This is a genomic window from Pseudomonas sp. S36 (assembly GCF_016647875.1).
In the GTDB taxonomy this organism is placed as follows: Bacteria; Pseudomonadota; Gammaproteobacteria; order Pseudomonadales; family Pseudomonadaceae; genus Aquipseudomonas; species Aquipseudomonas parafulva.
Map to the genome: position 1 here is coordinate 99382 of NZ_JACVVG010000013.1, position 25396 is coordinate 124777.

Sequence of the window (25396 nt, forward strand, 5' to 3'; positions counted from 1 at the left end):
TGTGGGGATAACAGGGGAGGCTAAGCTTGCAAGGTATTTCTGATGCAAGCGTAGATAGATACCGCTGCACCGGCGTGTGATCCAGGCTCCATGAGGGTTTCGCCATGACGGAGCTCACCATGGATACACTTCCTTTTGCAGATACATCTGTCGATACCTTCATTGCCAGCCGCTTGCCAGCGTGGCTGACCAACGCTACTGCCGAGCAGTTGACGGCGCTGCAACAGGCGCTTGCCGAGCAGCAGCGTGCACGCGAGGCCGTTCAGGCGTTGCTGCGCCAGATTCAGCCACTGGACACCTTCGCCAGTACGCTCCTCAGCGAGGCGCTGGCCAGAAAAGTGCAGCCGCCGCTGGACGTTCGCCTCGCCACCCTACGCCGCGCCGTGCATATCCGTTACCCCTCCAGCGTAGGCTTGGCGCCCGACGGTATTGTCCCCGTTACCTTCGAGCAGAGTTTGCTCGCCTGCGCACTGCACAATTTCACCTTGCATGAAACTGCCGAAACAGCCTGGCTGCAGAACTCGACGTTGCTCGACGCACAGGCCCAGCCGTTCGCCTGGCGGCCCCGGGCATTCGCCGGCCTGTGCCGGTCACTGGATATAGGGGGCGCCTACCAGCAGCATCTCAAGCAGGTGTTGCTGGCGGACAACACCCGCCGTCACCAAACCGAGGCGGTGCTGGAGGAGGGTTGGCGCGCCCGGCTGGTAGCCGCCGCGCACATGGCTTGCGCTCAAGGCAACCTGGATGCGCGAGCAGTTGCGCTTGTGACGAACGCCGTACGTGCATCCAGTGACTCGGCAGGGTGGGCTGCCAACGATGTCCGTTTGCTTGGCCGCCAGATGTGCGGCCTGGTGGTGTTCGAGGAGCATGACGATGCCTCGACACTGCAGCGGATAGTTGCCTGGGTGCCGGATGATCCCGCGGGCGCGATGCATACCTATGCCTCCTGGGCACAGTGGTTCAGTGCGTTGGGCGCACGCTTGCGCGACCCAGGTTACCGAAGGTTCTTCGAGCGCTTCATCAAGGAACAGGACCGCGTGCATTTCAGCCAGGCGTTACAGCGTTTGCTGGGCACCGGAGGCGCGCAGGACGCTATCGAGCTTGATGGGCGCTGGCAGCGTATCGAGGGGCCATTGTGCGCCCACCTGCGCCAAGTGCAGGTAGACACACTGCTGGAGGATGCACAGGCACTGGCCGTACCTACCACCAAGGTCGACAGCGTGGAGCGCGACCGCCGCATGCACTGGCTAAAAGGGGTAGGGCTCGACGCGCTGGGGATCGCGAGCTTTTTCGTCCCGGGGCTGGCCTTGCCCTTGCTGGGGCTGACCGCAGTGCAGTTGGCGGACGAGGTGTACGAAGGCTACCAGGAATGGACGCTGGGCGACCGCGAGGCGGCCTTGGCGCACCTGATGGCAGTGGCCGAAAGCGTTGCGATGATGGCCGGCGGTGCGGCGGCCGAGGCAGTGGCCGTCAAGCTGGCGGCGCGGGTGGCTGCAGTGGACGATCTGGCCCCTGTGCGCCTCTGGAGCGGCGAACTGCGCCTGGCCCGCACCGACCTTCCGGGCTACGCAGAGCCAGAGCAGACACTTGCACACGGGCAGCGGGGCACCCTCCAGGGTCGGTTACATGTGTCTATCTCGAACAAGGCGTACCCGCTGGGCGACGACAACCACGTGCCGACGGTGATCCATCCGTCACGGCCCGACGCGCCAGCCATCACCCTGCACGATAACGGCGCGTCCGGCGTCCGGCATGGCTTGGAACGCCCCCAGGACTGGCAAGGGGCAGGCCTTTTGGTGCGGCGCCTGGGGTCCAACCTGGCGGCAGTGAGTGACGCGTTGGCCAAGCGACTCTTGCGCACGGTGGCCATGAACGAAAACCAGGTGCGCCTGCTGCACCTCGAAGACGCCCCCGCACCTGCGCGGTTGTGTGATGCCGCTCAACGCCATGAGCTGCATGAGTGGTTCCCCAGGCTGCGCGGTGAGGCCTTCGAGGCCCACTGGCAGCACATGCAGGGCACCCCCAGCCGCGCCGCGCAGCCGTTGCATCGCGATTTTCCCACGCTGTCTACCAGGGCTGGGCGCGCGCTGGTGGAGCACGCCAGCGGCAGCCAACTCAGCCAACTACTGGAGCAGCAGCGGGTTCCGCTGGCCATGGCCGAGCAGGCGCGCTGGTTACTGCGTGACGCCCGGCTGGACAGGGCTTGTGCGGGCTTCGAGCAGCCGGCGGCAGTCACGACCGACACTGAGCAGCTGGCCCTGGGCCTGGTAGATGACTTGGCGCCATGGCCGGCTGGGGTACAGGTTCAGGTACGCGACGCTCGGCTGCAGGGTGATGTGCTTGCGCGGGTAGGCAGTGCGACCGCCCTGGAAACGCGCTGCCTGATTCGCACGCCCCAGGGTTACCTGGCCACCGACAGCGAGGGTGTCGCTCGGCCCGGCGCGCTGGCGAGCGATGACCTGTTCCAGGCCTTGCTCTGGCACTTGGATGCTGAACAGCGTCAAGCTGTTGCGGGGGCTGACGCCTCATCTCGCGGCCTTGCCAGCGCCCTGGCGGACCGCGCAAGCGCCGACCGGGATCAGGCAGCCACCTTGTTGGCAATGGCGCCCGTTGCCGGAGGGGTACGCCCGCCCAGGCGGCTGGGCGATGGCCGCCTGGGTTACCCGCTCAGCGGGCGGGCGGAAGGCTCACGCCGCGCCTTGCTGCATGGTTACCAGCAGGTTTTCCCGACGCTGAAGGATGTGGACGTCGAGGCGTATCTTGAAACCGTGCGACTGCGCGGGGACACCCCTTGGGAACACTTGCGGCATCTGCATCAGTGCTTGCTGGACCTGAACGAAAGCCTGGCGGCCTGGCGGCGCGAGGCAACCGCAGCACCGCTGGCGGAGCGTCGTCGGCAGATTGCCCGGCGCATTCGCCACTGCTGGCGGCGCAAGCGCCCGGACGCTGACGGCCAGTACCGCCTGGTCATCGACAGCGAGCGCATCGACAGCTTGCCGGTGCTTGCCGAAGCGATCACCTTCGAGCACGTCAGCCAGGTGTCCATCCGGCGTGCCCACCTACACACCATCACCCCGGGTTTCTTGCAGCGCTTTACCCAGGTACAGGCCCTTGATCTGAGTGAAAACCTGCTGGGCGGTATTCCAGATGGCCTGCAGGCCTTGACCCAACTCATGACGTTGTCACTGGCCCGAAACCAGGTGGTGATCGATGAGGCTGGCCTGGCCAGGCTCGCCGCCTTACAGCGCCTGCGCACGCTCGACCTGTCGTACAACCCCATCGCACTTCTGCCCCCGCTTGGCAGCCTGCTCAACCTGCAGCGTCTGTCGCTGCGCAGCACCGGCCTGACCGAGTTGCCGGTCGAGGTCTACATGCACCCCACCCTTGAAGACATCGACCTGCGCGACAACCGTGTCGAGGACATGAGCCCGACCCTGGCCCATTCCCACAGGCGGCTTGCTGGCTTGAGCCTGCATGACAACGCCATGCCTGATGAACCCCAGCACACCCTGCGCGAAACGTTGGGGGCGCAAGGCACGGCCATGCTGCCTGTGCGCAGGCATGGGCCGGGGGGCCAGGAGTCGCTGGAGCGTTGGCTGGACGGCCTGGATGCCACTCAGCGTGGGGTTCGCGAAATGCACTGGGCCCAGTTGTCACAAGAACCCGGCAGTGATGACCTGATGCGCTTCATCCACGACCTGGGCCGTTCAGCGGATTACGAGTACCAGGGCATGGACTTGCGCAGACGCATCTGGGCGCTCATCGAAGCCTGCGTGGAAAACACCGAGGTGCGCCAGGCCATGTTCCAGCAGGCGGCAGGCCCCCGCACCTGCTCAGACCAGATGCTGTTGATACTGAGCCTGCTCGAAGTCCGTGCACTGGTGGTCACGCGTACCGCCGGTTTGGCAGCGCCCGACATCGGCCCGGCACTGGTGCAGCTTGGCCGTGAGCTGTATCGCCTCGACGAGGTCGACCGGGTGGCCAGCCAGCACATCGAGCAGGCCCGCGCTGCCAACCCGTATGGCCTGCACGATGAAGTGGAAGTCCACCTGGCCTACCGCGCCGCACTGGTCAGGCCACTGGGGCTTCCGGCGCAACCGCGCTACATGTATCACCGATTGTTTTCCAATGTCAGCGAAGCCCAGTTGCAACAGGCGGCCAGCACCATCCTGTCGCAGGAAACCGACACCAAGGTCGCCCAGTCGCTGCTGGAGCGGCCTTTCTGGGTGGATTACCTGCACGCCACCTGCGCCAAACACTTCGAGGTGCTCAACCAGCCCTATCACGACCGACTCGAAGCGCTGCTGGAGCAGACCCAGGCGTCGGCAGAAAAACCCACGCTCGACGCCATTGGCACGCTGGCAGAGGAACGTGCCAGGGCCGAGCGCAAGCTGATGTTGGGGCTGACCTTGCAGTGGGTGATGGGGCATCCCTGGGTCGGCTCTGCCTGAGCCCACGGCTTGGCTCAGTAGGTGTAGCGCAGGGTGGTCATGAAATTGCGCGGTGCACCGTAGATACCCCCAGCGGTAGTGGTGAGGTACTCCTTGTCGAACAGGTTGTTGATATTGACCGTGGCTGACAACGCCGGGGTGAACTGGTAGCGGGTCATCAGGTTGACGATCGCGTAGCTGCTCTGGGTAGTGGCGTAGCTCAGTGCATAGCCGGTCTCGCTCTGCCAGTTCACACCGCCGCCCACGGTCCATTTGTCCAGTTCGCCTGGCAGGCGATAGCTGGTGAACACCTTGACGCTGTTGCGCGGAATCTCGGTAACGATGCGCTCATCGTTCGAGTTGAAACTGACGTTGTACGAGTAGCCCCCCATGACCTGCCAGCCCTCGGCCAGTTCACCGTTGACCTCCAGCTCCACCCCCTCACTGGTGGTACCACTTTCAGCCCGATAGGCCTGGAAGCCGTTGGGCTGCAGCAAGCGGCCATCGGCCACCGCAAGGTTGTCCTGCTCGACGCGGAACACGGCCAGGCTGGCGTTCAGGCGCTTGTCGAAGAAGTCTGCCTTCAAGCCCACCTCGTAGCCGGTGCCCTCTTGGGGATCCAGGGGCGAGCCTTTGACATCGCGCACCTGGTTGCTCTGCGGGTTGAAGATCTGCGTGTAGCTGGCGTAGGCCGTCCAGGTGTCGTTCAGGTCGTAGACCAGCCCGGCATAAGGGATCACTACACCGTTCTCGGTGCGTTCGGTACGTTGGTGGGTGCCACTGTACAGTGCGCTCTTGTTTACCCGATTCCAGTCCACTACCCGCGCGCCGAGGATGAAGCTTGCGGCATCGCTCAGGTGCCAACGGGAGGTCAGGTACGCGGCGTACTGGGTTTCCGTCATGTCGGTGGTGCCGGCCTTGGTGAACACCGGCTTGGGAGAGCGACCCTTCCAGGTGAAGATATTGTCGATGCTATCGTCGTAGCCGGTGCGCGCACTCTGCCAGCCGCCGTAGTTGGAGGTGCCGCGCTCTTCGGTGCGTGACAGGGTCACGCCGCCGATCAACTCATGTTCGCGCCCCAGGAACGGGAAGGCACCGGTCAGATAGGCGTCCAGGCTGTCCTGGGTGGGGGCGGCCTTCCAGCGGGTCGGGTTGATGGTGGCGCCACCGCCTGTGGTTGGGTCGATTTCACCGTCTACATAGGCAATGACGGTGTCATAGGCGTTGCGTGCATGGCTGTACTCCAGCTTGCCGCTCCAGCCGTTTTCAAACTGATGCTCCACGGAGGTGAACAGGGTGCTTTGCTGGCGATCGTAATAGCTCCAGCTCGGCGCGGTATTGAACGAGCGGCTGAAATGTGTTCGCCCACCATCCTCGGTGAACAACGGAAAGCCCGTACGAATGGGGGCATTGCTGTGGCTGACCTGGTGGCTGAAGCCCAGCGTCAGCAGCGTTGAATCGGTGACGTCCAGTTCGGTGATGCCATACAGCGTGGACAGTTCCTGGCTGAAGCGGTCGATCCAGGCATGCTGGTCCCGGTGGTCGGCAACCAGGCGCCCGCGCAGGGTGCCGGCATCGTTCAACGCGCCGCTCACATCCACGCCCAGACCGTAGCGGTCCCAACTGCCGGCTTCGGCAGACAGCTGTACCTGGGGATCAGTAGTGGGCCGCTTGCGGATCAGGTTGATGGTGGCTGACGGGTTGCCCATGCCGCTGATCAACCCGGTAGCGCCGCGTACGATTTCCACCCGGTCGTACATCGCGGTGTTCTGGGTGTAGTTGTCCATGTTGGCCGAGGTGGGGACGCCATCGATTTCGAAATTGCGGATGGCGAAGCCGCGGGACATGTAGACGGTGCTGTCCGCACCCAGGCTCTCCCTGATGACCGTAATGCCGGTAGTGGCATCGAGTGCGTCGGTGAGGGTATCGAGTTTCTGGTCTTCCATGCGCTGGCGGGTGAGCACGGTGATGGACTGGGGGGTCTCCTTGAGTGAAAGGTTCAACCGTGTGGAGCTGCTGGACGATTCGGTCGTATACGAGCCGGAACCCTCGGTGACTGCCCCGGGAGCTTTACCGGAAATACTCAGTGCAGTCAGCTCCAGGGCGGTGTCACCGCCCTCGGCAAGGGGCATCAGCAAGTAGCCGCCGTTGTTGTCGCGCTGCACCTGCAGGCGGGTACCTTGCAGCAAGTGCGTAAGCCCCCCCTGGACGTCGTAGGCGCCTTGCAAGCCGCGAGACTGCAGGCCATCCGTGTATTCGTTGATAAACGACAGGTTGATGCCAGCGCGGTTGGCGAATTGGGCCAGCACGCTGCCCAGTGGCCCTGCCGGGATGTCGAAGCGGGCTGTCTGCTCACTGGCCGACGCAGCAAGCGGCAACGCAGTGGCGGGGGCGACAATCAGGGTGAGCAATGCAAGAGGGATGGCCCTGGCCAAGGGGCTGGCGACGTTAAACGCGCGGCGCATCATGCGTATGTCCTTCATAAATGTGGGCAAAGGTGCGGCCGTACTCGCCGCTTCAATGCATGGCCGGGCGAGAATGAAAATCAGCAACCCTGTTGCTCAAATATTCAGGCCAGGTCAATCCAGGCCCAATACGGGGTCAGGTAGCGCACGCGGATGGGCAGGGCGCCCGCCAGGTTGCCCAACGCTGCATCGCTGTCGTCCAGACGCAATGTCGTGGTTATCCGCAGGCTTGCGGCTGAGGGGGCGCAGCCGAGATAGCCTGGCCGATAGCGGCGTAACTGCTCTATCACCTGGCCCAAAGGCCAGTCAAAGGCCACGAGCATGCCACGGGTCCATGCATCACTGGCCGCCGGTACCAGCGAGGCAGGGCCGCTACCTTTCCGATCAAAGGTCAGCTGATGACCGCTTTCCAGCTGTACTACCTGGGAAGGCGTGTCGAGCGGGCGTACCTCCACTGCGTGTTCGAACACCTGTACTGTGCTGTGGTCGTACTGGCGTGAGACGCTGAACCGGGTACCCAGCGCTCGCACGCTGCCCTCGGCCGTAAGCACCAGCAATGGCCGGTGCGCCGCATCGGGTGCCGTTTCCAGCAGCAGTTCACCCTCGTGCAGGTACACCTTGCGCCAGTGCTCGGTGTAATCGATATCTACGGCGCTCTGGGCGTTGATCACAAGGTGGGTGCCATCGTGCAGCCGCAGGTCCTGTCGCTCGCCCTTGTTGGTACGGTACTGCGCCATGCGGGCGGGCAGCGGTCTGGCCATCAGCGCCCCGGTACCTGCTGCCCCAGCGGCCAGCAGCACACCGAGCAATTTCGCCACTTGCCTGCGCCTTGCCCTGATGGAGGCCAACGTAGGCAGGGCCACATCTGGCGTAAGGCCTGCGCATTGCTGATGCAACCTCTGGACCTGGGCCCAGGCCTGGCGGTGTCGCTCGCTAGCCGCCAGCCAGCGCTGCCACGCGGCGATGGTCGCCGTATCCCCGGGCATGTCTGTCATCTGCACGTACCAGGTGGCGGCTTGCTCCAGCTCGTCGCGCTCAAGCATCGTCGTAATGCTGAGCCAGCAGCATGCAGTGGGTCATGGCCCGGATCACGTGTTTTTTCACCGTCGTCACGGAAACGCCATGGCGCTCTCCCGCTGCGCCGTAAGTCAGCCCTTCGAGCTGAACGGCTAGAAAGATCGCACGGGTTCGCGCGCCCAGGCCATCGAGCATGGCATCCATTGCAGTAAGGGTTTCGATGACCAGCAGGCGTGTTTCCAGTGATGGGGTCTGCGGCTCTGGTAGTAGCGCCAGGGTTTCAAGGTAGGCTTGCTCCACCGCCCGGCGGCGAAAGCGGTCGATCATCAGCCCGCGCGCAATGGCGCTCAGGTAGGTTCTGGGTTCTCGGATATCCGGCACATTTCGCGCAGCCAGCACCCGCACGAAGGTGTCCTGTGCGAGGTCGGCGGCATCGCTGGCATTTCCCAGACGCGCCCGCAGCCAGCCTTTCAGCCAGCTATTGTGGGCCAGGTAGAGCTGATGCATTGAGGAAGAGGAGCTCACTGACATGGCAGAGGTTTTATGAGAATGATTCTCTGTAATGATGGCGAAATGTCCGCCGGAAAACAACCCTGCGCCGACCACCTGTTGCACCGCCAAACATCCTGCGGGTTTGAACTTTCGAAGCGCGGTCATTCTCGAAATATTCAGACATAACTCACGCGAGGCGGCCATGTCGCTCATCCACCCTCAAGCGCGTTTCAAACCCTATGAAGATGCCGCAGGAGGGTGGGGGTCAGCGCGATCAGTAATGGCCATCCTGTGGCGTGAACAGGTCATGGCTTCGGGGTCGCTTGCCTTGGTCAAACAGAACAAACCCAAAGGTTTTGCCTGTGTCAGCTGCGCCTGGGCCAAGCCCGGCGACCCCCATGCCCTTGAGTTCTGCGAGAACGGCGCGAAAGCGACCGCGTGGGAGATCACCCGCCACCGTACCGGCCCTGAGTTCTTTGCCAGCCACACGCTCGCCCAACTGCGAACGTGGAACGACCATGACCTCGAACGCCAGGGTCGGCTCACCCACCCCCTGCACTATGACCCGGTCACCGACCGCTACAAGGTCACCACCTGGGAGCAGGCTTACCGCGAGATCGGTCAACAGCTGCGAGGGCTCACGCCTGACCAGGTGGTGTTCTATGCCTCAGGGCGGGCATCGCTGGAAGCGTCCTTCATGTACCAGTTGTTCGCCCGCGCCTACGGCACCAACAACCTTCCGGACAGTTCCAACATGTGCCATGAAAGCACGTCGGTGGGGCTGCAGGAGAGCATAGGCGTGCCAGTGGGCACTGTGACCCTCACGGACTTTGAACACACCGACTGTATCTTTTTCTTCGGCCAGAACGTGGGCAGCAATAGCCCGCGCATGCTGCACCCGCTGCAGGAGGCCCGCAAGCGTCATGTGCCGATCATCACCTTCAACCCGCTGCGCGAGCGTGGGCTTGAGCGCTTCGTCAACCCGCAGTCACCCAGCGAGATGCTTGGGCCGCAGTCGACAGTCATCAGCACCCAGTATCATCAGGTGAAAATCGGCGGGGACCTGGCGGCGGTGACCGGCATCATCAAGGCGCTGCTGGCCATGGAGCAGGCGGCGCTCGAACAGGGCTTGCCAGGTGTACTCGATCACGCATTCATCGAGGCGCATACCGAGGGTTTTGCGGCTCTTTGCCGGGAAGTGCAGGGCTATGACTGGGACCTGCTGGAGCGTCATTCAGGCATCGGCCGCGCTGCAATGGAAGCGGCGGCGACGGTGTACGCACGCAGTAATAACGTGATGATCGTCTACGGCATGGGCATGACCCAGCATCGCCACGGCGTCGACAATGTGCAAATGCTGGTCAATCTGCTGCTGCTACGGGGCAATATCGGCAAGCCGGGGGCAGGGATATGCCCGGTGCGAGGGCACTCCAACGTACAGGGGCAGCGCACGGTCGGTATTACGGAAGACCCGTCCAAGGTTCCTGCGGACAAGCTGCAGGCATTGTTTGGGGTGCAAGTGCCCCAGCAAAAGGGCATGGCGACGGTTGACTGCTGCGAGGCGCTGCTGGCCGGCCAGGTGAAGGCCTTCATCGGCCTGGGCGGCAACTTTCTGCGGGCCATCCCCGACACCCGGCGCATGGAGGCTGCATGGCAGCACCTGGCATTGAATGTACAGGTGGCCACCAAACTCAACCGCACCCACCTCTTGCCTGGCCAGCAGGGCTGGTTGCTACCTTGCCTTGGGCATATCGAGATCGACCGCCAGGAGGGCAGGGTACAGGCCTACAGCACCGAGGACAGTACCGGTGTGGTGCGGGGCTGGGAAGGCACCACTGAGCCTGCCAGCGAGCACCTGCGCTCTGAAGTTGCGATTATCGCAGGGCTGGCTGAGGCCACGCTAAGCGCAGATCACCGCATACCTTGGGACGAATGGCGGCACGACTATGCCCTGGTACGTACCGCCATCAGCCAGGTCTACCCGGAAATATTCCACGATATGGAAACCCGCATGTGGCAGCAGGGCGGCTTCCACCGCCCGTTGCCGGCGGGTCAGCGTCAGTGGAAAACCCCCTCTGGCAAAGCCCAGTTCGTGGCGCCGCAGCAACTGGAGGCTGATGAAGACGTGCAGGTCAGCCCCCATGCGCACAATGTGCTGCAGTTGATGACGTTGCGCAGCAACGATCAGTTCAACACCACGGTGTACGGCTATGACGACCGCTTTCGCGGGGTGAAGGGCACCCGCAGCGTGCTGTTCATGAACCGCAGCGATTTGGTACGCCTGGGCTTCGCGCCGGGCGACTGGGTGCTGCTGCGCACCGCGGTCGAACCGCAGGTGCTGCGCGAGGCGGGCCCCTTGCAGATCATCGCCTACGACATACCTGAAGGGTGTGCCGGCGCTTACTACCCGGAATGCAATCCGTTGGTGCCGCTCTGGCACCACGCCCAGCGGAGCAAGGTGCCCGCAGCCAAGTCGATACCTGTCACCTTGCACGCCAGCCAGCCGCTGGAAGGTAACCAGACCCAAACGATCCGTGTGACGGACCAAGTGGTGTGAAGACGCTGGGCAAGTGGCCGAAGCGTGCAGCTCCACTTGTCCGGATTTCCACAAGATGGCTGAACGCTATCGGCTCCCCGACCCCTCAAACCTGCAAGGGTGACACCTTGCGGCGAGGGCTGCGCGGCGGCACCCAGGTTGCCTTCTTACGAACACCCTAACCGTCCACAGAGACGACCGGAGTAGCCTTGATGAACAATGACCCCGTAACACCGGCTGCAGGTGCACCGTTGCCGTTCGACCCTGCTTTCGAACAAGTCCCTGAAGATGAAGCGCAAACCAGCCAGGAGCTGCAAGACACGCTACGCCAGATCATGGAGATCACGTTCAAAGACAATGGCCACGCCTACCGCAGCGTGCACGCCAAGGGCCAGGGCCTGCTGCGGGGCACCATCACGGTCGCGCCGGGCCTGCCATCGCACCTCGCCCAGGGCGCCTTCGCCAAACCGGGGCGGTTCGATGCCTACCTGCGGTTCTCCACCAACCCTGGCGATATTCTGGATGACAAGGTGTCCACCCCACGCGGCCTGGCCTTGAAGATGGTCGGTGTGGACGGGCCACGCTTGCCCGGCAGTGAGGGTGAAACCACCCAGGATTTCGTGATGCAGAACGCAAAGGCGTTCACTGCTGCGACCCCCAAGGCCTTCCTGAAAACCCTCAAGATGCTGGCCAAGACAACCGATAAGGCGCCCGGTACCAAGAAAGCCCTCTCTGCCGTGCTGCGCGGTGCCGAGAAAGTTGTGGAAGCGTTCGGCGGTGAAAGCGGGACGTTGAAGAGCCTCGGTGGGCATCCGCAGACGCATATTCTGGGTGAAAGCTTCAGCACCGTAGTGCCGATGTTGTACGGTCCCTACTACGCGAAGCTCGCCGTAGTGCCCGTGTCGGCCACGCTTACTGCACTGACCGACCAGCAGGTGGATTTGAGCGATGACCCGGATGGCCTGCGCCACGCGGTGGAAGCGTTTTTTGCAACGCATGGCGGCGTGTGGGAGCTGCAGGTGCAACTGGCGACCGACAGCGAAAAAATGCCCGTCGAAGACGCTTCGGTTCAGTGGCCGGAAGACCTCAGCCCCTACGTGGCCGTAGCCCGGCTCGAAGTCGAGCCCCAGGCAGCCTGGAGTGAGGAAAAGGTGCGTGCCATGGACGATGGCATGGCATTCAGCCCCTGGCATGGCCTGGCTGCACACAGGCCGCTCGGCGGTGTGATGCGCGTTCGAAAGCCTGCCTATGACATGTCATCCGGCTTCCGTGCCGAACATAACCGTTGTCCCATCCATGAGCCTCGCCCGGAGAGCCCGGGTGACCCCAAACCCTTTGTCTGAACCTATCAAGGAGATAACCCTGTGCAACCGAAAACCGCAGGTAACGAAGAAAAGGGCCCGAGCGATGTGCCCTATATCAATGACCCTTTGAAACCTACCTCGCCCGCGTTGAATGATGCTGATGAAACTGACGCGGCAGAAGTGGACGAAGACATCGACGACGGCGAGTCACTGTAAGGGCGAAAAGGACCGATCAGCTGTCACTCAGCGCACCGGCCCATGGCACTGGTGCGCGAGTGATTAGCGTTAGGAATATCTCCGTACTAGGGGGAAACCCTCATTGCGAGTGCTGGCCTTGCCCCCTAGGATCAATGTCTTGGACATCCACCGAGGTAACCCGCCATGCAACCTGTGAATTCCGAAGACAAACGCCCAACCGCAGACCCGGCAGAAGATGGTGCGTTCTTTCCATCGCCGTATTCGCTGAGCCAGTTTACGTCACCCACTTCTGACCTGAGCGGTGCGGCTTACCCCACCCCTTACACGGGTGGGCGCCTGAAGGTGCTGGTGATCGGTGCTGATGAGCGCTACCTGCCCACTGACAATGGCACACTGTTCTCCACCGGCAATCACCCAGTCGAAACCTTGTTGCCGATGTATCACCTGGACAAAGCCGGGTTTGCCTTCGACATCGCGACGTTGTCGGGTAACGCGGTCAAGTTCGAGCACTGGGCGATGCCCGCGCAAGACGCCGAGGTTAAGGGCCTTTACAGCAAGTACCGTGATGCCTTCAGGCAGCCGCACAAGCTGGCCGACGTGCTGGAACAGGCGCTTGGCGAGCAGTCGGATTACATCGGTGTGTTCATACCAGGTGGTCACGGCGCACTGATCGGCTTGCCCGAAAGCCCTGACGTGAAGCGTGTGCTCGAATGGGCCTTTGCCCAGGACAAGTTCATCATTTCGCTGTGCCACGGCCCGGCGGCATTTCTGGCGACAAGTGCCACCGGGGGCAGCGACGACTCGGTGTTCAGGGGCTACAAGATCTGCGCGTTCCCGGATGCGCTCGATGCCAAGACACCTGATATCGGCTACATGCCGGGCCACCTCACCTGGAAGTTCGGTGAGCGGCTCAAGGCTCTGGGTGTGGAGATCATCAACGATGATATCTCCGGGCTCGTCCATCAGGACCGTAAGCTGCTGACCGGCGACAGCCCGTTGGCAGGCAATGCCTTGGGCAAGCTGGCGGCGGCCGCGTTGTTGAAGGAAGCCAACGGTCAATGACGCCCGCCAAGGCTGCATTCCGGGCGGTGCTCACGATGCAAAAGGCCTCTGCGATGCCTGCGATTCAGGCGGCTGTGCGTGAGTTCGCACAGCCTCTGGGCTACGACCGATACGTGTTGTTTTCGGTATCTGTCACCGCTGAAGACCTTGTTGACCGTGTGTTCTGGGTAGAAGGCCAGTGGTGGGAGGATGGTCAGGAAGTGGATGCCAAGGCTTACGTGCGGCATTGTCCGGTCACCCGGCACATCCTTGAAGCGCGTGAAGCCTTCTTCTGGTCCAAGACTCATCAGGCAGGAACAGAGCGGTATCGGGTGGTCCGCCGCCCGGCAGGGCCAGGGCTGCACGGTGTACAGGTGCCTGTCTTCGGGCCTGCCGGGCTGGAGGGCGCCATGAGCTTGGGCGGTCAACGTGTATCGAGCGATTCCGAAGCGTGCATTGCCCTGGTGATCGTCGCCGAAGCGGCGTTCAGGGCCGCTCGCCGGCTGTCGATCGCGCCGGCAACTTCGGCTGCAAGGCTGCTGACGGCCCGGGAACGTGAGGTGCTTACCTGGACGGCGGCCGGCAGCCGACAAGCCGATATTGCCATCAGCCTGGGCTTGTCGGAACGCACAGTGGAAAACCATTTGCGTTCTGCGCGTCGGCGGCTGGGGGTGGCTACGACCGCCCAGGCGATCAAGGTTGCGATTAGCAAGGGGGAACTTGCGCGGGAATAGCGTTTAACACGAGAAGCTCAATACTCATGGCGCTAGTGCATACCCCATTATTCCTAGCGCGGATCGGTTGCAGGGCATCAGAACGCATCGCTATAATTGCGAATACTTATCATCATCGCCGGGCATTCGGTTTCATGGGTATTGATCACTCATTCGAGCGCGATGTGGAGCGCTTGTACACGGCTCATCATGGCTGGCTGAGGGGGTGGCTCACGCGCCGGCTCGGTGATTCAAATGATGTAGAAGACCTGGCGCATGACACATTCGTAAGAGTCATGCGGGCACGCAAGCCGGTGAATCAGTTGCGCCAGCCTATGGCGTACTTGTCTACCATCGCCAATGGCCTGGTCATGAACCGCTGGCGCAGGCTGACCATTGAACGCGCTTACGCTGATGCCTTGGCGAGCATGCCTGAGAGGGTTGAGCCCTCAGCCGAGGACCGTGCAGTGCTGATCGAGTCGGTGCTGCAGGTTGAAGCCCTGTTGCAAGGGCTGTCGCCGCGTGTGAGGACAATCTTTCTGCTATCGCAACTTGATGGCCTGACCTACAAGGAGATCGCCTTGCAGCTCACCCTCAGCGTGGACCAGGTGCAGAAGGCCATGACTCAGGCATTCCGCCGCTGCTACTGTAGCCTCTTCGAGTAAACCCGTGCCTGACGACCACCGCGATCAAGCCTTGTCGCCTGAAGTACTCGACCAGGCGCTCGCTTGGCTGGCGCTTAGCTGTTCAGGCAATTTCACCGAACAGCAGATGCTTCAGTTTCAGCAGTGGCTGCAACTGGATAGTGAACACGAGCGCGCCTGGCGGAGAATGCAGGTGCTTTCCACTGCGTTCAAGGATCACGAACCGGCCCTTGTCGACCCTATCGCGAGGTCCATGGTACAGCGGCCGGAACCCCTGCTAAGTAAACGTAGGACGTTACTCAAGGTTGTCTTGGGTACAGCAGTGGGCTGCGCCGGCGCGTGGTATGGCAAGGATACCCGTCTTGTTCAGGGGAGCCTGGCTGACCTGAGCACAGATATCGGCGAGCGTCGGCATCATGTGCTGCATGATGGCACGCAATTGTGGTTGAACACTGCCACTGCCGTGGATGTGGATTATGGCCGGGATGAGCGTCGCCTTACCCTAAGGTATGGTGAAGTTGGCGTGCTGACTGGCAATGATCTGGCTGGCCGGCCTCTGGTTGTCGTAACTCGCGATGCCCAGTTCGCACCCCAGGGCACACATTTCACGGTACATGCCGACGAGGCGAGGGCCATAACGTCGCTGGCCGTCACCCAAGGAGCGGTGGCGGTGACAGCCAGTGGTACTGGAGCAATGGCCCTGGTGCAGGCAGGGCAGCAGGTGGCGGTCGATCACGGGCGTGTGTCGCTGCCGGCTGCGCTTGAGGCCCGGAGCACTGCGTGGATCAACGGCCTGATCATCGTTGAACGAATGCGCCTGGGTGACTTCACTCGCGAATTGACCCGTTATCTACCCGGTATCGTGCGCTGCGATCCGCACGTAGCAGCGCTTGAGCTGACAGGGTCCTTCCCGTTGGACGATCTGACCAAGACATTCACCATGCTTGAGCGCAGCTTGCCTGTGAAGGTCAATCAGCGCACACGATACTGGACCTCGATCACGGGCGTGTGACCACCCGCAAAAAAACATGTTTCTGTCAGGCAGGTTTTTCCGTCTCGCGGGGCCTATGACTAGAACCGGCTCAGGAGTGAGCCGGGCATACCCCTTCAGGATTCGGACAAACGCCTATGAAACCCAGCGCCACGGCACGGTCTGGCCGCACCCCATCCACGTCTGCGGCCGCCTTAGGTCTGTGCCTACTGGCCGGGGGTGCTGTGTACCCGACGCTCTGCAGCAGCAACGCCATGGCTGTGGAACGGGATACAGCATCCGCGGTGCCCCTTGATTTCGCTATCGCTGCCGGCCCGCTAGACCAGGTGCTAAGCCAGTTTGCCCGCCAGGCGAAAATCGAATTCTCGGCGGATGCGCAGTTGACCAAAGGCAGGCAAAGCCGTGGGCTGGCTGGGCGGTACCGGCTGGAAGAAGGCCTGCAGGTATTGCTCAACGGCAGCGGTTGTGTCGCGCAGCGTCAGGCCGACGGCAGCTTCCTGCTGATCCACTCTTCAGAGGAAACAATGCTGGAGCTGCCGGCCACCGCCGTGAAGGGCGCAGCCGATGCCTCGGCGGTGGGGAGCTTCAATACGCAAGCCTCGCCACAACTCATGAAATCGAACACACCCCTGGCCCGAACCCCACGCTCGGTGACAGTGCTGTCACGGGCGGTGCTCGACAGCCAGCAGGTACAGAGCCTGAGTGAAGCTTTGCAGAATGTTCCGGGTGTGGTCGCAGGCCAATACGGCAGGCGGGGCTTTGATGACGTGATCATCCGGGGGCAGGATGCCAGTAACGCGCTGCTAGTTGATGGGCTGCGTACCAGCACAACCAACCGGGTAGCGCAGCAGCTGTTCGCCATGGAACAGGTCGAAGTGCTTAAAGGGCCTGCATCGCTGGAGTACGGGCTGGTTCTGCCAGGTGGGGTGGTGAATATGGTGAGCAAGCGCCCCCAGGCGGATCCCTTCGCTGCAGTCGATTTGACGTACGGCAGCCATAACTTCAAGCAGACCACCTTCGATGTCGGGACGCCGCTGTCCGGCGACGCAACGGCGGCGTTTCGCCTGAATGGGCTGGCGATGGATACCGATGATGCCACCGACCATGTCTGGTTCAAGAGCCGGCATATAGCACCATCGCTTTCGCTTGATCTGGGCGATGACACCAACCTGACACTGCTGGCCAGTCATCAGGAGCGTGAGTACATTCGCCAGCAGGGCCTACCGTTAAGCGGCAGCCTGCGAAACAACCCCAACGGAAACCTGCCCCGCCATCTGTTTATCGGTGAGCCAGGGCAGGGGCCGTACGACGCTACAGAAGACCGCTTGGGCTACGCGCTCACTCATCGGCTCGCCAATGACTTGGTCTACCGGCAAAACTTCCGCTGGCAGGGCTACAGCCTCGAAGGGCTGGCGATCACCAGCGGCGCGCTGGCTGCCAACGGTCGCCTGCTGACCCGTTCGGGGCTGCAGCAGGATTACCGTGGCGATACGCTGAGCTTCGACAACCATCTGCAGAAAGTCTTCGACGGCCGGTGGGGCGAACACGAACTCACCACCGGCTTTGACTACCTGCGTTCACGCGAACATCAGGTGACGCGCAACTGCGCAGTCAGCAAGCTGGACCTCTTCGCTCCGGTTTACGGCAAGCCTGTTGTCTGCCCCGCCAAGGCACGGACCGACCGCGACAGCACTGTGCGCATGCTCGGCGGCTATGTGCGAGACAACGTGCGCGTGGGTGAAAAGTGGAACTTAACGGGCGGGTTGCGTTACGACACAACCGATACCTATTCCGTCGATCAGCTTTCCGGTAACCGCAACGGCAACACGGCTGATGCGGTCTCTGGCGCAGTCGGCGCCATGTACGAGTTGTACGAGAACGTACGCCCCTATATCAGCTATTCCACATCGTTCTACCCCAACAGTGGCAGTGATGCGCAGGGCAGGGCGTTCAAGCCGGAAGAGGGCAGGCAGTGGGAAGCCGGTGTGAAATTCGACTTGCAGCAAGGTAGGACGCTGTTGACCTTGGCACTGTTCGACATGCGTCGGGAAAATGTACTGCAGGATGACCCGGCTAATGACGGGTTCAGCCTGGCGATTGGCGAGCAGCGCACCCGGGGTGCAGAACTGGCAATCACCTCTGATGTGACTGATCGCTTGAGCATCATGGGTGGTTACGCCTACACCGCAGCCGTGGTGACGGACGACGGCGGTAATCGGCCTTCCACCCAAGGCGAACCGTTAGATAACGTCTCGCGCCACAGTGCCTCCCTGCACGCGCGCTACCGTTTTGCCGATACTCCTCAGGGCTGGACCCTGAGTGGTGGCTTCAAGGGTGAGAGCCGGAAGTTCACCAACGGCTACAGTGTACCGGGGTATGTGGTTGCGAACGCGGGCCTCGCCTACGAGATTGACCACTGGCGTGCGGCACTCAACCTCAAGAACCTGTTCGACAAACACTACTATTCTGGCGGCACCGCACGCGCCGTTGCCATGGGTGATGAGAGAACCCTGCTGGTGACCCTCGGCTACCGGTACTGACTACCATGGCGAGAGCGATAAAAGCAGGCGGCTACGCCGAAGCCTGGATGCGAACGGCCGCCGCCATTTTCGGCGGCTACGGGTTTACTTACAGCTTCACCGCTGCATTGGCGCGCCTGTTGCCAATGGCTGACAGTGAAGCGGTCATTGTGGCGACACTTCCGTCATTTCTGGTGTATGGCCTGGCTATTCTGTGGGCCTATGGCTGCTGCAGCGTACGCCGCGCCTGGGCCCTATTGTTACCTGCCATCCCCCTGGCCGTATTTGCATTCTGGCCACAGGTGCGGAGTGCGCTGGCATGAAAAACCGTACGCTTACGCAAGCCTACTCGCGGTTGCACACGATGTGTGGCCTGCTATTGGGCTGGGTACTGTTCGCCGTTTTCTTCACCGGCAGCCTTGCTGTGTACGATAAGGAAATCGATGCCTGGATGCGCCCGCAGCTTCAGCAGCGTCCGGTGGATCCGGTGACAGCAGCCCAGCGCGCAGTGGAGTACCTGTCGGTGAACGCTGCCCAGGCCGATCAGTGGAACATCGACCTGCCCACCCAACGCATCCCATTTCTGAGGGTTTCAACAGGCCCGCGGCAACGTGAAGGCGGGACGTATCTGGATACCCTTACCGGCCTGCCCGAGCCGGTGAGAGAGACCGTGGGCGGGTATTTTTTCTTCCGTTTCCATTTCACCCTGTACCTTCCACGCACGCTGGGCATCTGGGTGGTCGGGCTGTCGGCCATGGCGCTGCTGGTGGCAACGGCCAGCGGTATCATCATTCACAAGAAGCTGTTCAAGGAGTTCTTCACCTTCCGGCCAGGGAAGGGGCAGCGTTCTTGGCTCGATGCGCATAATGCGGCTGGGGTCCTGCTGATGCCTTTCTACCTGATGATTGCCTATACCGGGCTGGTCATCTTCTACCTCGCCTATATGCCAGCTGCAGTTCACGCGCTGCTGGGGGTGGAGCACGCTTCCACTCGCCAGATCATGCGTGGCACAGCGCTGCCGCGGGTAGTGCTGCAGTTACAGCGTGGCGATGCTGCAGCCCCCATCACGTCGCTTGCTCCGATGCTAGTCACTGCCCAGAACGCGCTCGGCCCATTGTCTGGGCTGACCCTCTACAACCCAGGCCGCACCGGGTCACGAGTGGAGGTGCGCGAAGCCGACGGCAACCGTATGGAGCTGTCCAGGGGGCGAGGCATGGTGTTTGATGTGGCGAGTGGCAGTGTTCTGCGCCCCCCTGCCACAAGCGCCCCCGGCCAACGTGTACAGCAGGTAATGGCCGGGCTGCATTTTGCGCAATTCAGCGATTATCCGCTCAGAGGGCTTTATTTTTTCTGCGGCCTGGTAAGCAGCATGATGATTGCCACAGGTCTGGTGCTGTTCACGGTCAAGCGCAGGCGCCGGTCTGCTGCCGACAATGCATTGGAGGCGGCATGCCATCGTGCAGCAGAATACATGAATGTGGTCTTGATGCTGGGGTTGCCTGTCAGCTGCGTTGCATTATTGCTGGCCAACCGATTGCTTCCTGCGAGCTTGATGCATCGCAGCGGCTGGGAGGTGAAGGTCTTCTTCCTGGTATGGCTGTGTAGCGGCGTGCACGCGCTGCTGCGTCCTTGGCGTACCGTCTGGCGCGAGCAACTGGCTGTGGCGTGTGTGCTTGGGGTGTGCGTGCCGTTGCTGTCCCTGGCACTGGAAGGTTACATGGGGGGTGTGGATGTGGGCTGTCTGCTGTTTGGCGCGCTAGCGGCCTGGCTGCGGTGGAAAATTACAGAGGGCAGCGGCAACAGGCCGACGCTACCGCTGCGGCACAACTGAGGGGTACGGGCTTATACGGCAGTGAACCCGTACAGCTTCATGGGGTTGTCGCGAAGAATCTTGCGACGAATCGCCTCGTCGGGCGCCCACTGCAGCAGCGCGTCGAGCAAGGCGCTGTCATCTGGCTTGTTCTGTTCGGCGAGGGTCGGGTGCGGCCAATCGCTGCCCCACAGCATGTGCTCGGGGAAGCGCTCGATCAGGCGGCTCGCCACAACCCCGACATCCTGATAGCCAGGGCCGCCGGTTTGCGAACGCAAGTAAGGGGCCGACAGCTTGACCCAGGTATTGCCCCGGTCGAGCAGGTCGCTCATTGCGCTGAACGCGTGAGACGCGAGCCCTTCAGGCTGTGGTACATGGCCCAGATGGTCGATGACCAGGCGGCCCGGCAGTTTGCTCAGGCGTGGGGCCACCTCCGGCAACAGCGGGCCGGTGGCCACCTGCACATTCCAGCCCAGTTCGCCAACACGTGCAGCCAGCCGCTCGATACCGTCGAGTGCCTGGGTCCCGACGCTGAGGTTGAAGCGGATGCCACGCACACCGGCGCGGTTCAGCTCGTCGAGCTCGGCGTCAGTGACAGAACTGGCCACCACGGCCACGCCTCGCGCGTCGCCGCGGCTGCGCAGCAAGCCATCGAGCATCACCCGGTTATCGGTGCCGTATGTTGATGGTGTGACGATGACCATGCGGTGGATGCCGAGGCGTTGCTGCAACTGCCGGTAGTCTTCAAGGGACGCATCCGGTGGCAGCAGTGTGGCACCCGGCGCCGCCGGGACACGGCTGTCATAAAGGTGCATGTGGCAGTCCACGCTGCCAGCGGGTGGAACCAGCTGCGGGCGGCCATCGCCTGCACTGTAGGGGACTTTCGCCAGGGCGCCCATTGCGGCGCTGGCACTGATGGCGCCGGCAGCTTGCAGGAATCTGCGACGAGACAGAGACATATGAACCCTCGATTTTTATTGTTGTGCAAAGGCCGATGCCCACCGTTCGACAGTGAAGGTGGGCATGACGGGGGACGTCTTACTTGGTCTGCAGCGTGGCCGCTGCCTGGGCCTGTTCCAGCTGGCGCTTGCGGCCAATGACCAGCACCATGATGCCGGCGAGGGTGCACAGCGCCGCCAATGGCATAAGGGCCAGGGCATAGCTGTTGGTGGCGTCGTGGATGGCACCGTAGACATTGACCATCAACCCGCCACCTATCAGGTTGGCCATGGCACCGACGGCGGCCAGGCCTGCGGCGGCGGTGCTGGACGAGAGCCAGCCTGAAACCAGTGCCCAGAACGGCCCTTTCATGGAATAGGCGCCCACCAGCACCATGGTCAGCATGACCACTGTGGCAGGCAGCGACGAGGTGAACAGCGTCATGAACAGGCCTGCTGCGATCAGCAGCATGGTCATCGCGGTGTGCCAGCGGCGCTCACCCGTGCGGTCGGAGCTGCGGCCCCAGATGATCATCACGACCGAGGCAATGCCGTACGGAATGGCGTTGACCAGGCCGATTTCCATAGCGCTGAGGCCAAAGGTTTTCAGCAGTTGTGGTGCCCATACGCTCATGGTGCTACCGGCTGCAGAGGCGCCGGAGTAGATCAGGGCCAATACCCAGATGTCTTTGTGGCGCAGTAACTTCCACAGCGAGATATGCCCGATGGCGGTCTTCTTGGCAGCCTCTTCGGCAAGGCGGCCGGTCAGCCAGCCGCGCTGTTCGTCGCTGAGCCATTTGGCCTGTTCGGGGCGGTCAGTGAGTACAAACAAGCAGGCGATGCCCAGCAGCACGGCCGGGATCCCTTCGAGAATGAACAGCCAGTGCCAACCACGCATGCCCATCCAGCCATCCAGGCTCAACAGCAGGCCAGACAGGGGGGAGCCGATGAAGTTGGCCGCGGGGATGGCAACCATGAATAGCGCGACCATACGGGCGCGGTAGGCGGAAGGGAGCCAGTAAGTAAGGTAAAGCAATACGCCAGGGAAGAAGCCCGCTTCGGCTGCACCTAGCAGAAAGCGCATCACGTACAGCGAGTTGGCACCCTGCACGAACGCGGTGCCAGCAGAAATCAGGCCCCAGGTGATCATGATGCGCGCGATCCAGATACGTGCACCGTAGCGCTGCATGGCCAGGTTGCTGGGGACTTCGACGAGGAAGTAGGCGAAGAAGAACAGGCTGCTGGCGAAACCGAAGACCTTGGCCGAAAGCTCCAGGTCCTGGTTCATCTGCAGCGACGCCATGCCGATGTTGCCGCGGTCGATGATCGCGATCAGGTAGCAGATGATGAGAAAGGGCAGAAGGCGCCAGGCAACACGGCGCATGGTGACGCGTTCGAGTTCACTGGGCTGGATGATTGTAGAAGTCATGGTGCTCTCCAATTGTTTTTTTTCTGGAGTAACGGGTGCCATGGCGCCGTGGGTGGTTGCCCCAGCGGCGCCTGAGTCAGTCAGCTGTTCATCAGGTGGCGGTTGACCACGCAGCGTGGGTCGAGGGCCTTGCCCGCCCACACATCCAGGATCTGCTGCAGGGCAACCAGGCCCACACGGTCCCGGGCCTCGGTGGTGTTGGCGCCAACGTGCGGCGTGGCCACCAGTGACGGCAAGCCCCACAGCGGGCTGTCGGCAGGCGGGGGTTCAGGGTTGAAGGTATCCAGGCCGGCGCCACCGATGCGGCGCTCGCTCAGCGCGCGCACCAGCGCGTCGGTATCAACCAGCTCACCCCGCGCGGTGTTGATCAGAATCGCCCCTGGGCGCATGCGCTCGAGCTGTGCGGCACCAATCAGGTTGTGATTGGTGTCGGTGAGCGGGCAGTGCAGGCTGATGATATCGCTGTCGGCCAGCAGGCGGTCGAAGTTCTCTTCACGCACGACGTGGCTGCGTTCGGGCAGCTGTTTCAGGTAGGGGTCGTAGACCTTGACCTGCATGCGCAGCGGCGCCACCAGGTCCATGAGAATGCCGCCAATCGAACCCAGGCCCACCAGCCCCAGGGTCTTGCCGCTCAGTTCCATGCCGTTGGCCGACGCTTTGTCCCAGTGCCCATCGCGCATGCGTGCATCGAGCAGGGCCGTCTGGCGGGCGACGCTGAACATCAGGGCAAAGGCGTGCTCGGCAACCGACTGCGCGTTGGCGCCCACTGCGATCGACACCGGGATACCCAGTTCGGCTGCGGCCTGGATATCGATGGTGTTGTAACCCACGCCATGTTTGGCGATTACCTTCAGGTTGGCAGAAGCCTGAATCATGGCGCGTGTCAGGTCGCCCTGGCGTACCACGATGGCATCGGGCTGTTCGGCGCGAATGATGGCTTCCAGTTCTTCGGCCGGCAGATACGGGGTGGTGGGGATGACCCTCACGCCCTCTTCAGCGGCAAGTTTCATGGCCTCGGCGGCAAGCTCGGGACCGGTCAGCAGGAGGGTACGGGGCATGGAGATACCTTGTTCTTGTAGGGGCAGTTCAGGGCGATGTGCCGCGTGCTGGGCGGCAATGGCTAAACCCTACCATAATGAAACGCCATTGCAATCCAAATAATGCGATCACTTTCAGGCGCGCTGATCAGTCAGCAAAAATCCATTGCCAAGGTATTAATGAAATGACATTCTAAAAACAGATTCGGCAGACACCGATGACATCTAATAACACCAAGAGAGGTATGTCACATGAGCATTGGCTTCCAAGTGCTTGAGCGCGCTCGTAAAGTCGGCGATGAATGGGTGGCTCGCTACCGCGAGGTTCCGGTTGCTAACGTCAGCGACTCGATGAACCGCATGACGGCAGGTGGTGCCCGCTTGCGCCCGATGCACCGCGAAGGTGTGCTGTGCGGCCCGGCCTTGACTGTCAAGGCACGCCCCGGTGACAACCTCATGCTGCACTATGCCATCGACATCGCTCAGCCCGGTGATGTGATCGTGGTCGATGCCGGTGGTGATCTGACCAATGCCCTGATTGGTGAAATGATGGTCGCCTACGCGGTGAAACGTGGTGTGGCGGGTATTGTCATCAACGGCGCCATCCGCGACGCAGCCAACATTGGCGCTGGTGAGTTCCCTTTGTTCGCCGCGGGTGTTTCGCACCGTGGGCCCTACAAGGACGGCCCAGGCGAAATCAATGTGCCGATTGCCATCGATGGTATGGTGATCGAGCCTGGTGACCTGATGATCGGCGATGACGACGGTTTGCTGTGCGTGCCTTACGACCATGTCGCCGAGGTGTATGCAGGCGCCACCGCCAAGCATGCTGCCGAAACTGCACAGATGGAAAAAATTGCCCAAGGCACCAACGACCGTTCCTGGGTCCTTGAGTCCTTGAAAAAGAAAGGCTGCCTGCTACCAGGCTGATCCAGCATGCACTGCGCACCTTGCGATGGGGCGCAGTACACGATGGGTTGGCACTGACTGCGGGTTTACCGAGGATTCGCAGACTTGTCCGATTCATCATCTTCACATCGCAAGCGTTGGCCCGCCGCCGTGCGGGCGCTCGCTCATCGCAATTTTCAGATTTATTTCGCAGGGCAGGGTGTTTCGACACTGGGCAAGTGGGTACAGCAGGTTGCCCTGGCGTGGCTGGCCTATCACCTCACAGGTTCGGCCGTGCTGCTGGGGCTTATCACCTTTCTATCCCTGGCGCCGCAACTGCTCATTGGCCCGCTGGCCGGTGCCTGGATCGACCGTCACGACAAGCGCCGTGTGCTGATCATTGTGCAATCGGTGCTGATTGTGCAGTCACTGGTGTTGGCCGTAGCCACTTGGCGTGACTGGGTCGATGGGCCGTTCATCGCTGCCATGGCCTTGCTGCTCGGCTTGCTCAATGCCCTGGAAACCCCGCTGCGCCAAGCGCTGATCAGCAGTTTTGTCGACGACCCGGCCGACCTGCCGAATGCCCTTGTGCTCAATGCCATGCTGATCAACGCCGCACGCTTCGTTGGGCCGCCCTTGGCAGGCGGGCTCATTGCCCTGGCCGGTGAGGCAGCCTGTTTCGCCCTGACGGCAATGGCTTTCCTGGCGTTGCTGGGGGGCTTGCTAAAGGTTCGGGGCGTTGCAGCTCCAAAGGCCAGTGGCTCCACAGCGCAAGTGTTTCGCGAGGGCCTGGCCTACCTGTGGCAAACCCGCAACGTGCGCCAACTGCTGGTCAATGTGATCATGGTCAACTTGCTGGCATCGTGCTACGCGGCGCTGCTGCCGATCCTGGCCAGGGCAGTGTTTGCCGGTGATGCGCAGGTGCTGGGCTGGTTGTGGGGGGC

19 protein-coding genes are annotated in these 25396 nt (G+C 62.1%); 13 read left to right on the forward strand and 6 right to left on the reverse strand.

Annotated features, from left to right (window positions below; translation table 11 throughout):
- The first annotated feature begins 119 nt into the window (after nt 1–119).
- Nucleotides 120–4451, forward strand: a complete 4332-nt coding sequence (locus IAE36_RS10060; RefSeq protein WP_201212138.1) for an NEL-type E3 ubiquitin ligase domain-containing protein — start codon at nt 120–122, stop codon at nt 4449–4451.
- A 14-nt stretch (nt 4452–4465) separates the two neighbouring features.
- On the opposite strand, the gene IAE36_RS10065 is transcribed toward IAE36_RS10060, so the two are convergent.
- From IAE36_RS10065 to IAE36_RS10075, 3 genes are all read right to left on the reverse strand, one after another.
- Entirely contained in the window at nt 4466–6895 is a 2430-nt protein-coding gene (locus IAE36_RS10065) for a TonB-dependent siderophore receptor (RefSeq protein ID WP_442967447.1), read from the reverse strand.
- 104 nt (nt 6896–6999) lie between these two features.
- The gene (locus tag IAE36_RS10070) at nt 7000–7938 is read right to left on the reverse strand and encodes a FecR domain-containing protein (RefSeq protein WP_201212143.1); all 939 of its coding nucleotides are present in this window, start codon (nt 7936–7938) and stop codon (nt 7000–7002) included.
- Nucleotides 7931–8443, reverse strand: coding sequence for a sigma-70 family RNA polymerase sigma factor (locus IAE36_RS10075; RefSeq protein ID WP_028634278.1), 513 nt, complete (start codon nt 8441–8443; stop codon nt 7931–7933). Before IAE36_RS10075 ends, IAE36_RS10070 begins: the two co-directional genes overlap by 8 nt.
- Nucleotides 8444–8606: 163 nt before the next feature.
- Here IAE36_RS10075 and IAE36_RS10080 point away from each other — a divergent pair, with 163 nt between their 5' ends.
- The 10 genes from IAE36_RS10080 (at nt 8607) to IAE36_RS10125 (ending at nt 20181) form a co-directional block, all read left to right on the forward strand.
- Nucleotides 8607–10961 carry an FdhF/YdeP family oxidoreductase gene (locus IAE36_RS10080; RefSeq protein ID WP_201212145.1) on the forward strand — a complete coding sequence of 785 codons (2355 nt, stop codon included), beginning with the start codon at nt 8607–8609 and terminating at the stop codon, nt 10959–10961.
- Nucleotides 10962–11152: 191 nt separating this feature from the next.
- Nucleotides 11153–12283 carry a catalase family protein gene (locus IAE36_RS10085; protein WP_201212147.1) on the forward strand — a complete coding sequence of 377 codons (1131 nt, stop codon included), beginning with the start codon at nt 11153–11155 and terminating at the stop codon, nt 12281–12283.
- A gap of 21 nt (nt 12284–12304) precedes the next feature.
- Nucleotides 12305–12460, forward strand: a complete 156-nt coding sequence (locus IAE36_RS10090; RefSeq protein ID WP_169338818.1) for a hypothetical protein — start codon at nt 12305–12307, stop codon at nt 12458–12460.
- Nucleotides 12461–12625: 165 nt separating this feature from the next.
- On the forward strand, nt 12626–13504 hold the full coding sequence (gene hchA, locus IAE36_RS10095; protein WP_201212149.1) for a glyoxalase III HchA: 879 nt from the start codon (nt 12626–12628) through the stop codon (nt 13502–13504).
- The gene (locus IAE36_RS10100) at nt 13501–14217 is read left to right on the forward strand and encodes a PA1136 family autoinducer-binding transcriptional regulator (RefSeq protein WP_201212151.1); all 717 of its coding nucleotides are present in this window, start codon (nt 13501–13503) and stop codon (nt 14215–14217) included. Before hchA ends, IAE36_RS10100 begins: the two co-directional genes overlap by 4 nt.
- 134 nt (nt 14218–14351) lie before the next feature.
- Entirely contained in the window at nt 14352–14861 is a 510-nt protein-coding gene (locus tag IAE36_RS10105; RefSeq protein WP_201212153.1) for a sigma-70 family RNA polymerase sigma factor, read from the forward strand.
- 4 nt (nt 14862–14865) lie between these two features.
- The gene (locus IAE36_RS10110) at nt 14866–15852 is read left to right on the forward strand and encodes a FecR domain-containing protein (RefSeq protein WP_201212155.1); all 987 of its coding nucleotides are present in this window, start codon (nt 14866–14868) and stop codon (nt 15850–15852) included.
- A 233-nt stretch (nt 15853–16085) separates the two neighbouring features.
- Nucleotides 16086–18371, forward strand: coding sequence for a TonB-dependent siderophore receptor (locus IAE36_RS10115; protein WP_201212157.1), 2286 nt, complete (start codon nt 16086–16088; stop codon nt 18369–18371).
- A gap of 5 nt (nt 18372–18376) precedes the next feature.
- On the forward strand, nt 18377–18673 hold the full coding sequence (locus tag IAE36_RS10120; RefSeq protein WP_236408781.1) for an iron transporter: 297 nt from the start codon (nt 18377–18379) through the stop codon (nt 18671–18673).
- Complete coding sequence (locus tag IAE36_RS10125; protein ID WP_201212159.1) at nt 18670–20181, forward strand: PepSY-associated TM helix domain-containing protein; 1512 nt, start codon at nt 18670–18672, stop codon at nt 20179–20181. Before IAE36_RS10120 ends, IAE36_RS10125 begins: the two co-directional genes overlap by 4 nt.
- A gap of 11 nt (nt 20182–20192) precedes the next feature.
- Here the strand turns inward: IAE36_RS10125 and IAE36_RS10130 are convergent, their stop codons facing one another.
- The 3 genes from IAE36_RS10130 to IAE36_RS10140 all read right to left on the reverse strand — a co-directional run bounded on the left by IAE36_RS10130 (nt 20193) and on the right by IAE36_RS10140 (nt 23585).
- Nucleotides 20193–21119: an amidohydrolase family protein gene (locus tag IAE36_RS10130; RefSeq protein WP_201212161.1), complete on the reverse strand. Its 927-nt coding sequence runs from the start codon at nt 21117–21119 to the stop codon at nt 20193–20195.
- A gap of 79 nt (nt 21120–21198) precedes the next feature.
- Nucleotides 21199–22527: an MFS transporter gene (locus IAE36_RS10135; protein ID WP_201212163.1), complete on the reverse strand. Its 1329-nt coding sequence runs from the start codon at nt 22525–22527 to the stop codon at nt 21199–21201.
- Nucleotides 22528–22607: 80 nt separating this feature from the next.
- Nucleotides 22608–23585 (reverse strand): hydroxyacid dehydrogenase, encoded by a 978-nt coding sequence (locus tag IAE36_RS10140; protein ID WP_201212165.1) that lies wholly within the window; start codon nt 23583–23585, stop codon nt 22608–22610.
- 231 nt (nt 23586–23816) lie between these two features.
- On the opposite strand from IAE36_RS10140, the gene IAE36_RS10145 reads away from it, so the two are divergent.
- Together IAE36_RS10145 and IAE36_RS10150 are read left to right on the forward strand one after the other, a co-directional pair.
- Entirely contained in the window at nt 23817–24494 is a 678-nt protein-coding gene (locus IAE36_RS10145) for an RraA family protein (RefSeq protein ID WP_060481861.1), read from the forward strand.
- 84 nt (nt 24495–24578) lie between these two features.
- On the forward strand, nt 24579–25396 hold an 818-nt coding region (locus IAE36_RS10150; protein ID WP_236408783.1), incomplete at its 3' end, for an MFS transporter.

Excerpts from the sequence above, each read along its gene's own strand:
- IAE36_RS10085 (WP_201212147.1), top strand. The coding sequence starts at position 11,153 with ATGAACAATGACCCCGTAACACCGGCTGCAGGTGCACCGTTGCCGTTC.
- IAE36_RS10130 (WP_201212161.1), bottom strand. The coding sequence starts at position 21,119 with ATGTCTCTGTCTCGTCGCAGATTCCTGCAAGCTGCCGGCGCCATCAGT.
- IAE36_RS10070 (WP_201212143.1), bottom strand. The coding sequence starts at position 7,938 with ATGCTTGAGCGCGACGAGCTGGAGCAAGCCGCCACCTGGTACGTGCAG.
- IAE36_RS10075 (WP_028634278.1), bottom strand. The coding sequence starts at position 8,443 with ATGTCAGTGAGCTCCTCTTCCTCAATGCATCAGCTCTACCTGGCCCAC.
- IAE36_RS10080 (WP_201212145.1), top strand. The coding sequence starts at position 8,607 with ATGTCGCTCATCCACCCTCAAGCGCGTTTCAAACCCTATGAAGATGCC.
- IAE36_RS10105 (WP_201212153.1), top strand. The coding sequence starts at position 14,352 with ATGGGTATTGATCACTCATTCGAGCGCGATGTGGAGCGCTTGTACACG.
- IAE36_RS10060 (WP_201212138.1), top strand. The coding sequence starts at position 120 with ATGGATACACTTCCTTTTGCAGATACATCTGTCGATACCTTCATTGCC.
- hchA (WP_201212149.1), top strand. The coding sequence starts at position 12,626 with ATGCAACCTGTGAATTCCGAAGACAAACGCCCAACCGCAGACCCGGCA.
- IAE36_RS10065 (WP_442967447.1), bottom strand. The coding sequence starts at position 6,895 with ATGCGCCGCGCGTTTAACGTCGCCAGCCCCTTGGCCAGGGCCATCCCT.
- IAE36_RS10115 (WP_201212157.1), top strand. The coding sequence starts at position 16,086 with ATGGCTGTGGAACGGGATACAGCATCCGCGGTGCCCCTTGATTTCGCT.
- IAE36_RS10120 (WP_236408781.1), top strand. The coding sequence starts at position 18,377 with ATGGCGAGAGCGATAAAAGCAGGCGGCTACGCCGAAGCCTGGATGCGA.
- IAE36_RS10140 (WP_201212165.1), bottom strand. The coding sequence starts at position 23,585 with ATGCCCCGTACCCTCCTGCTGACCGGTCCCGAGCTTGCCGCCGAGGCC.
- IAE36_RS10125 (WP_201212159.1), top strand. The coding sequence starts at position 18,670 with ATGAAAAACCGTACGCTTACGCAAGCCTACTCGCGGTTGCACACGATG.
- IAE36_RS10145 (WP_060481861.1), top strand. The coding sequence starts at position 23,817 with ATGAGCATTGGCTTCCAAGTGCTTGAGCGCGCTCGTAAAGTCGGCGAT.
- IAE36_RS10135 (WP_201212163.1), bottom strand. The coding sequence starts at position 22,527 with ATGACTTCTACAATCATCCAGCCCAGTGAACTCGAACGCGTCACCATG.
- IAE36_RS10100 (WP_201212151.1), top strand. The coding sequence starts at position 13,501 with ATGACGCCCGCCAAGGCTGCATTCCGGGCGGTGCTCACGATGCAAAAG.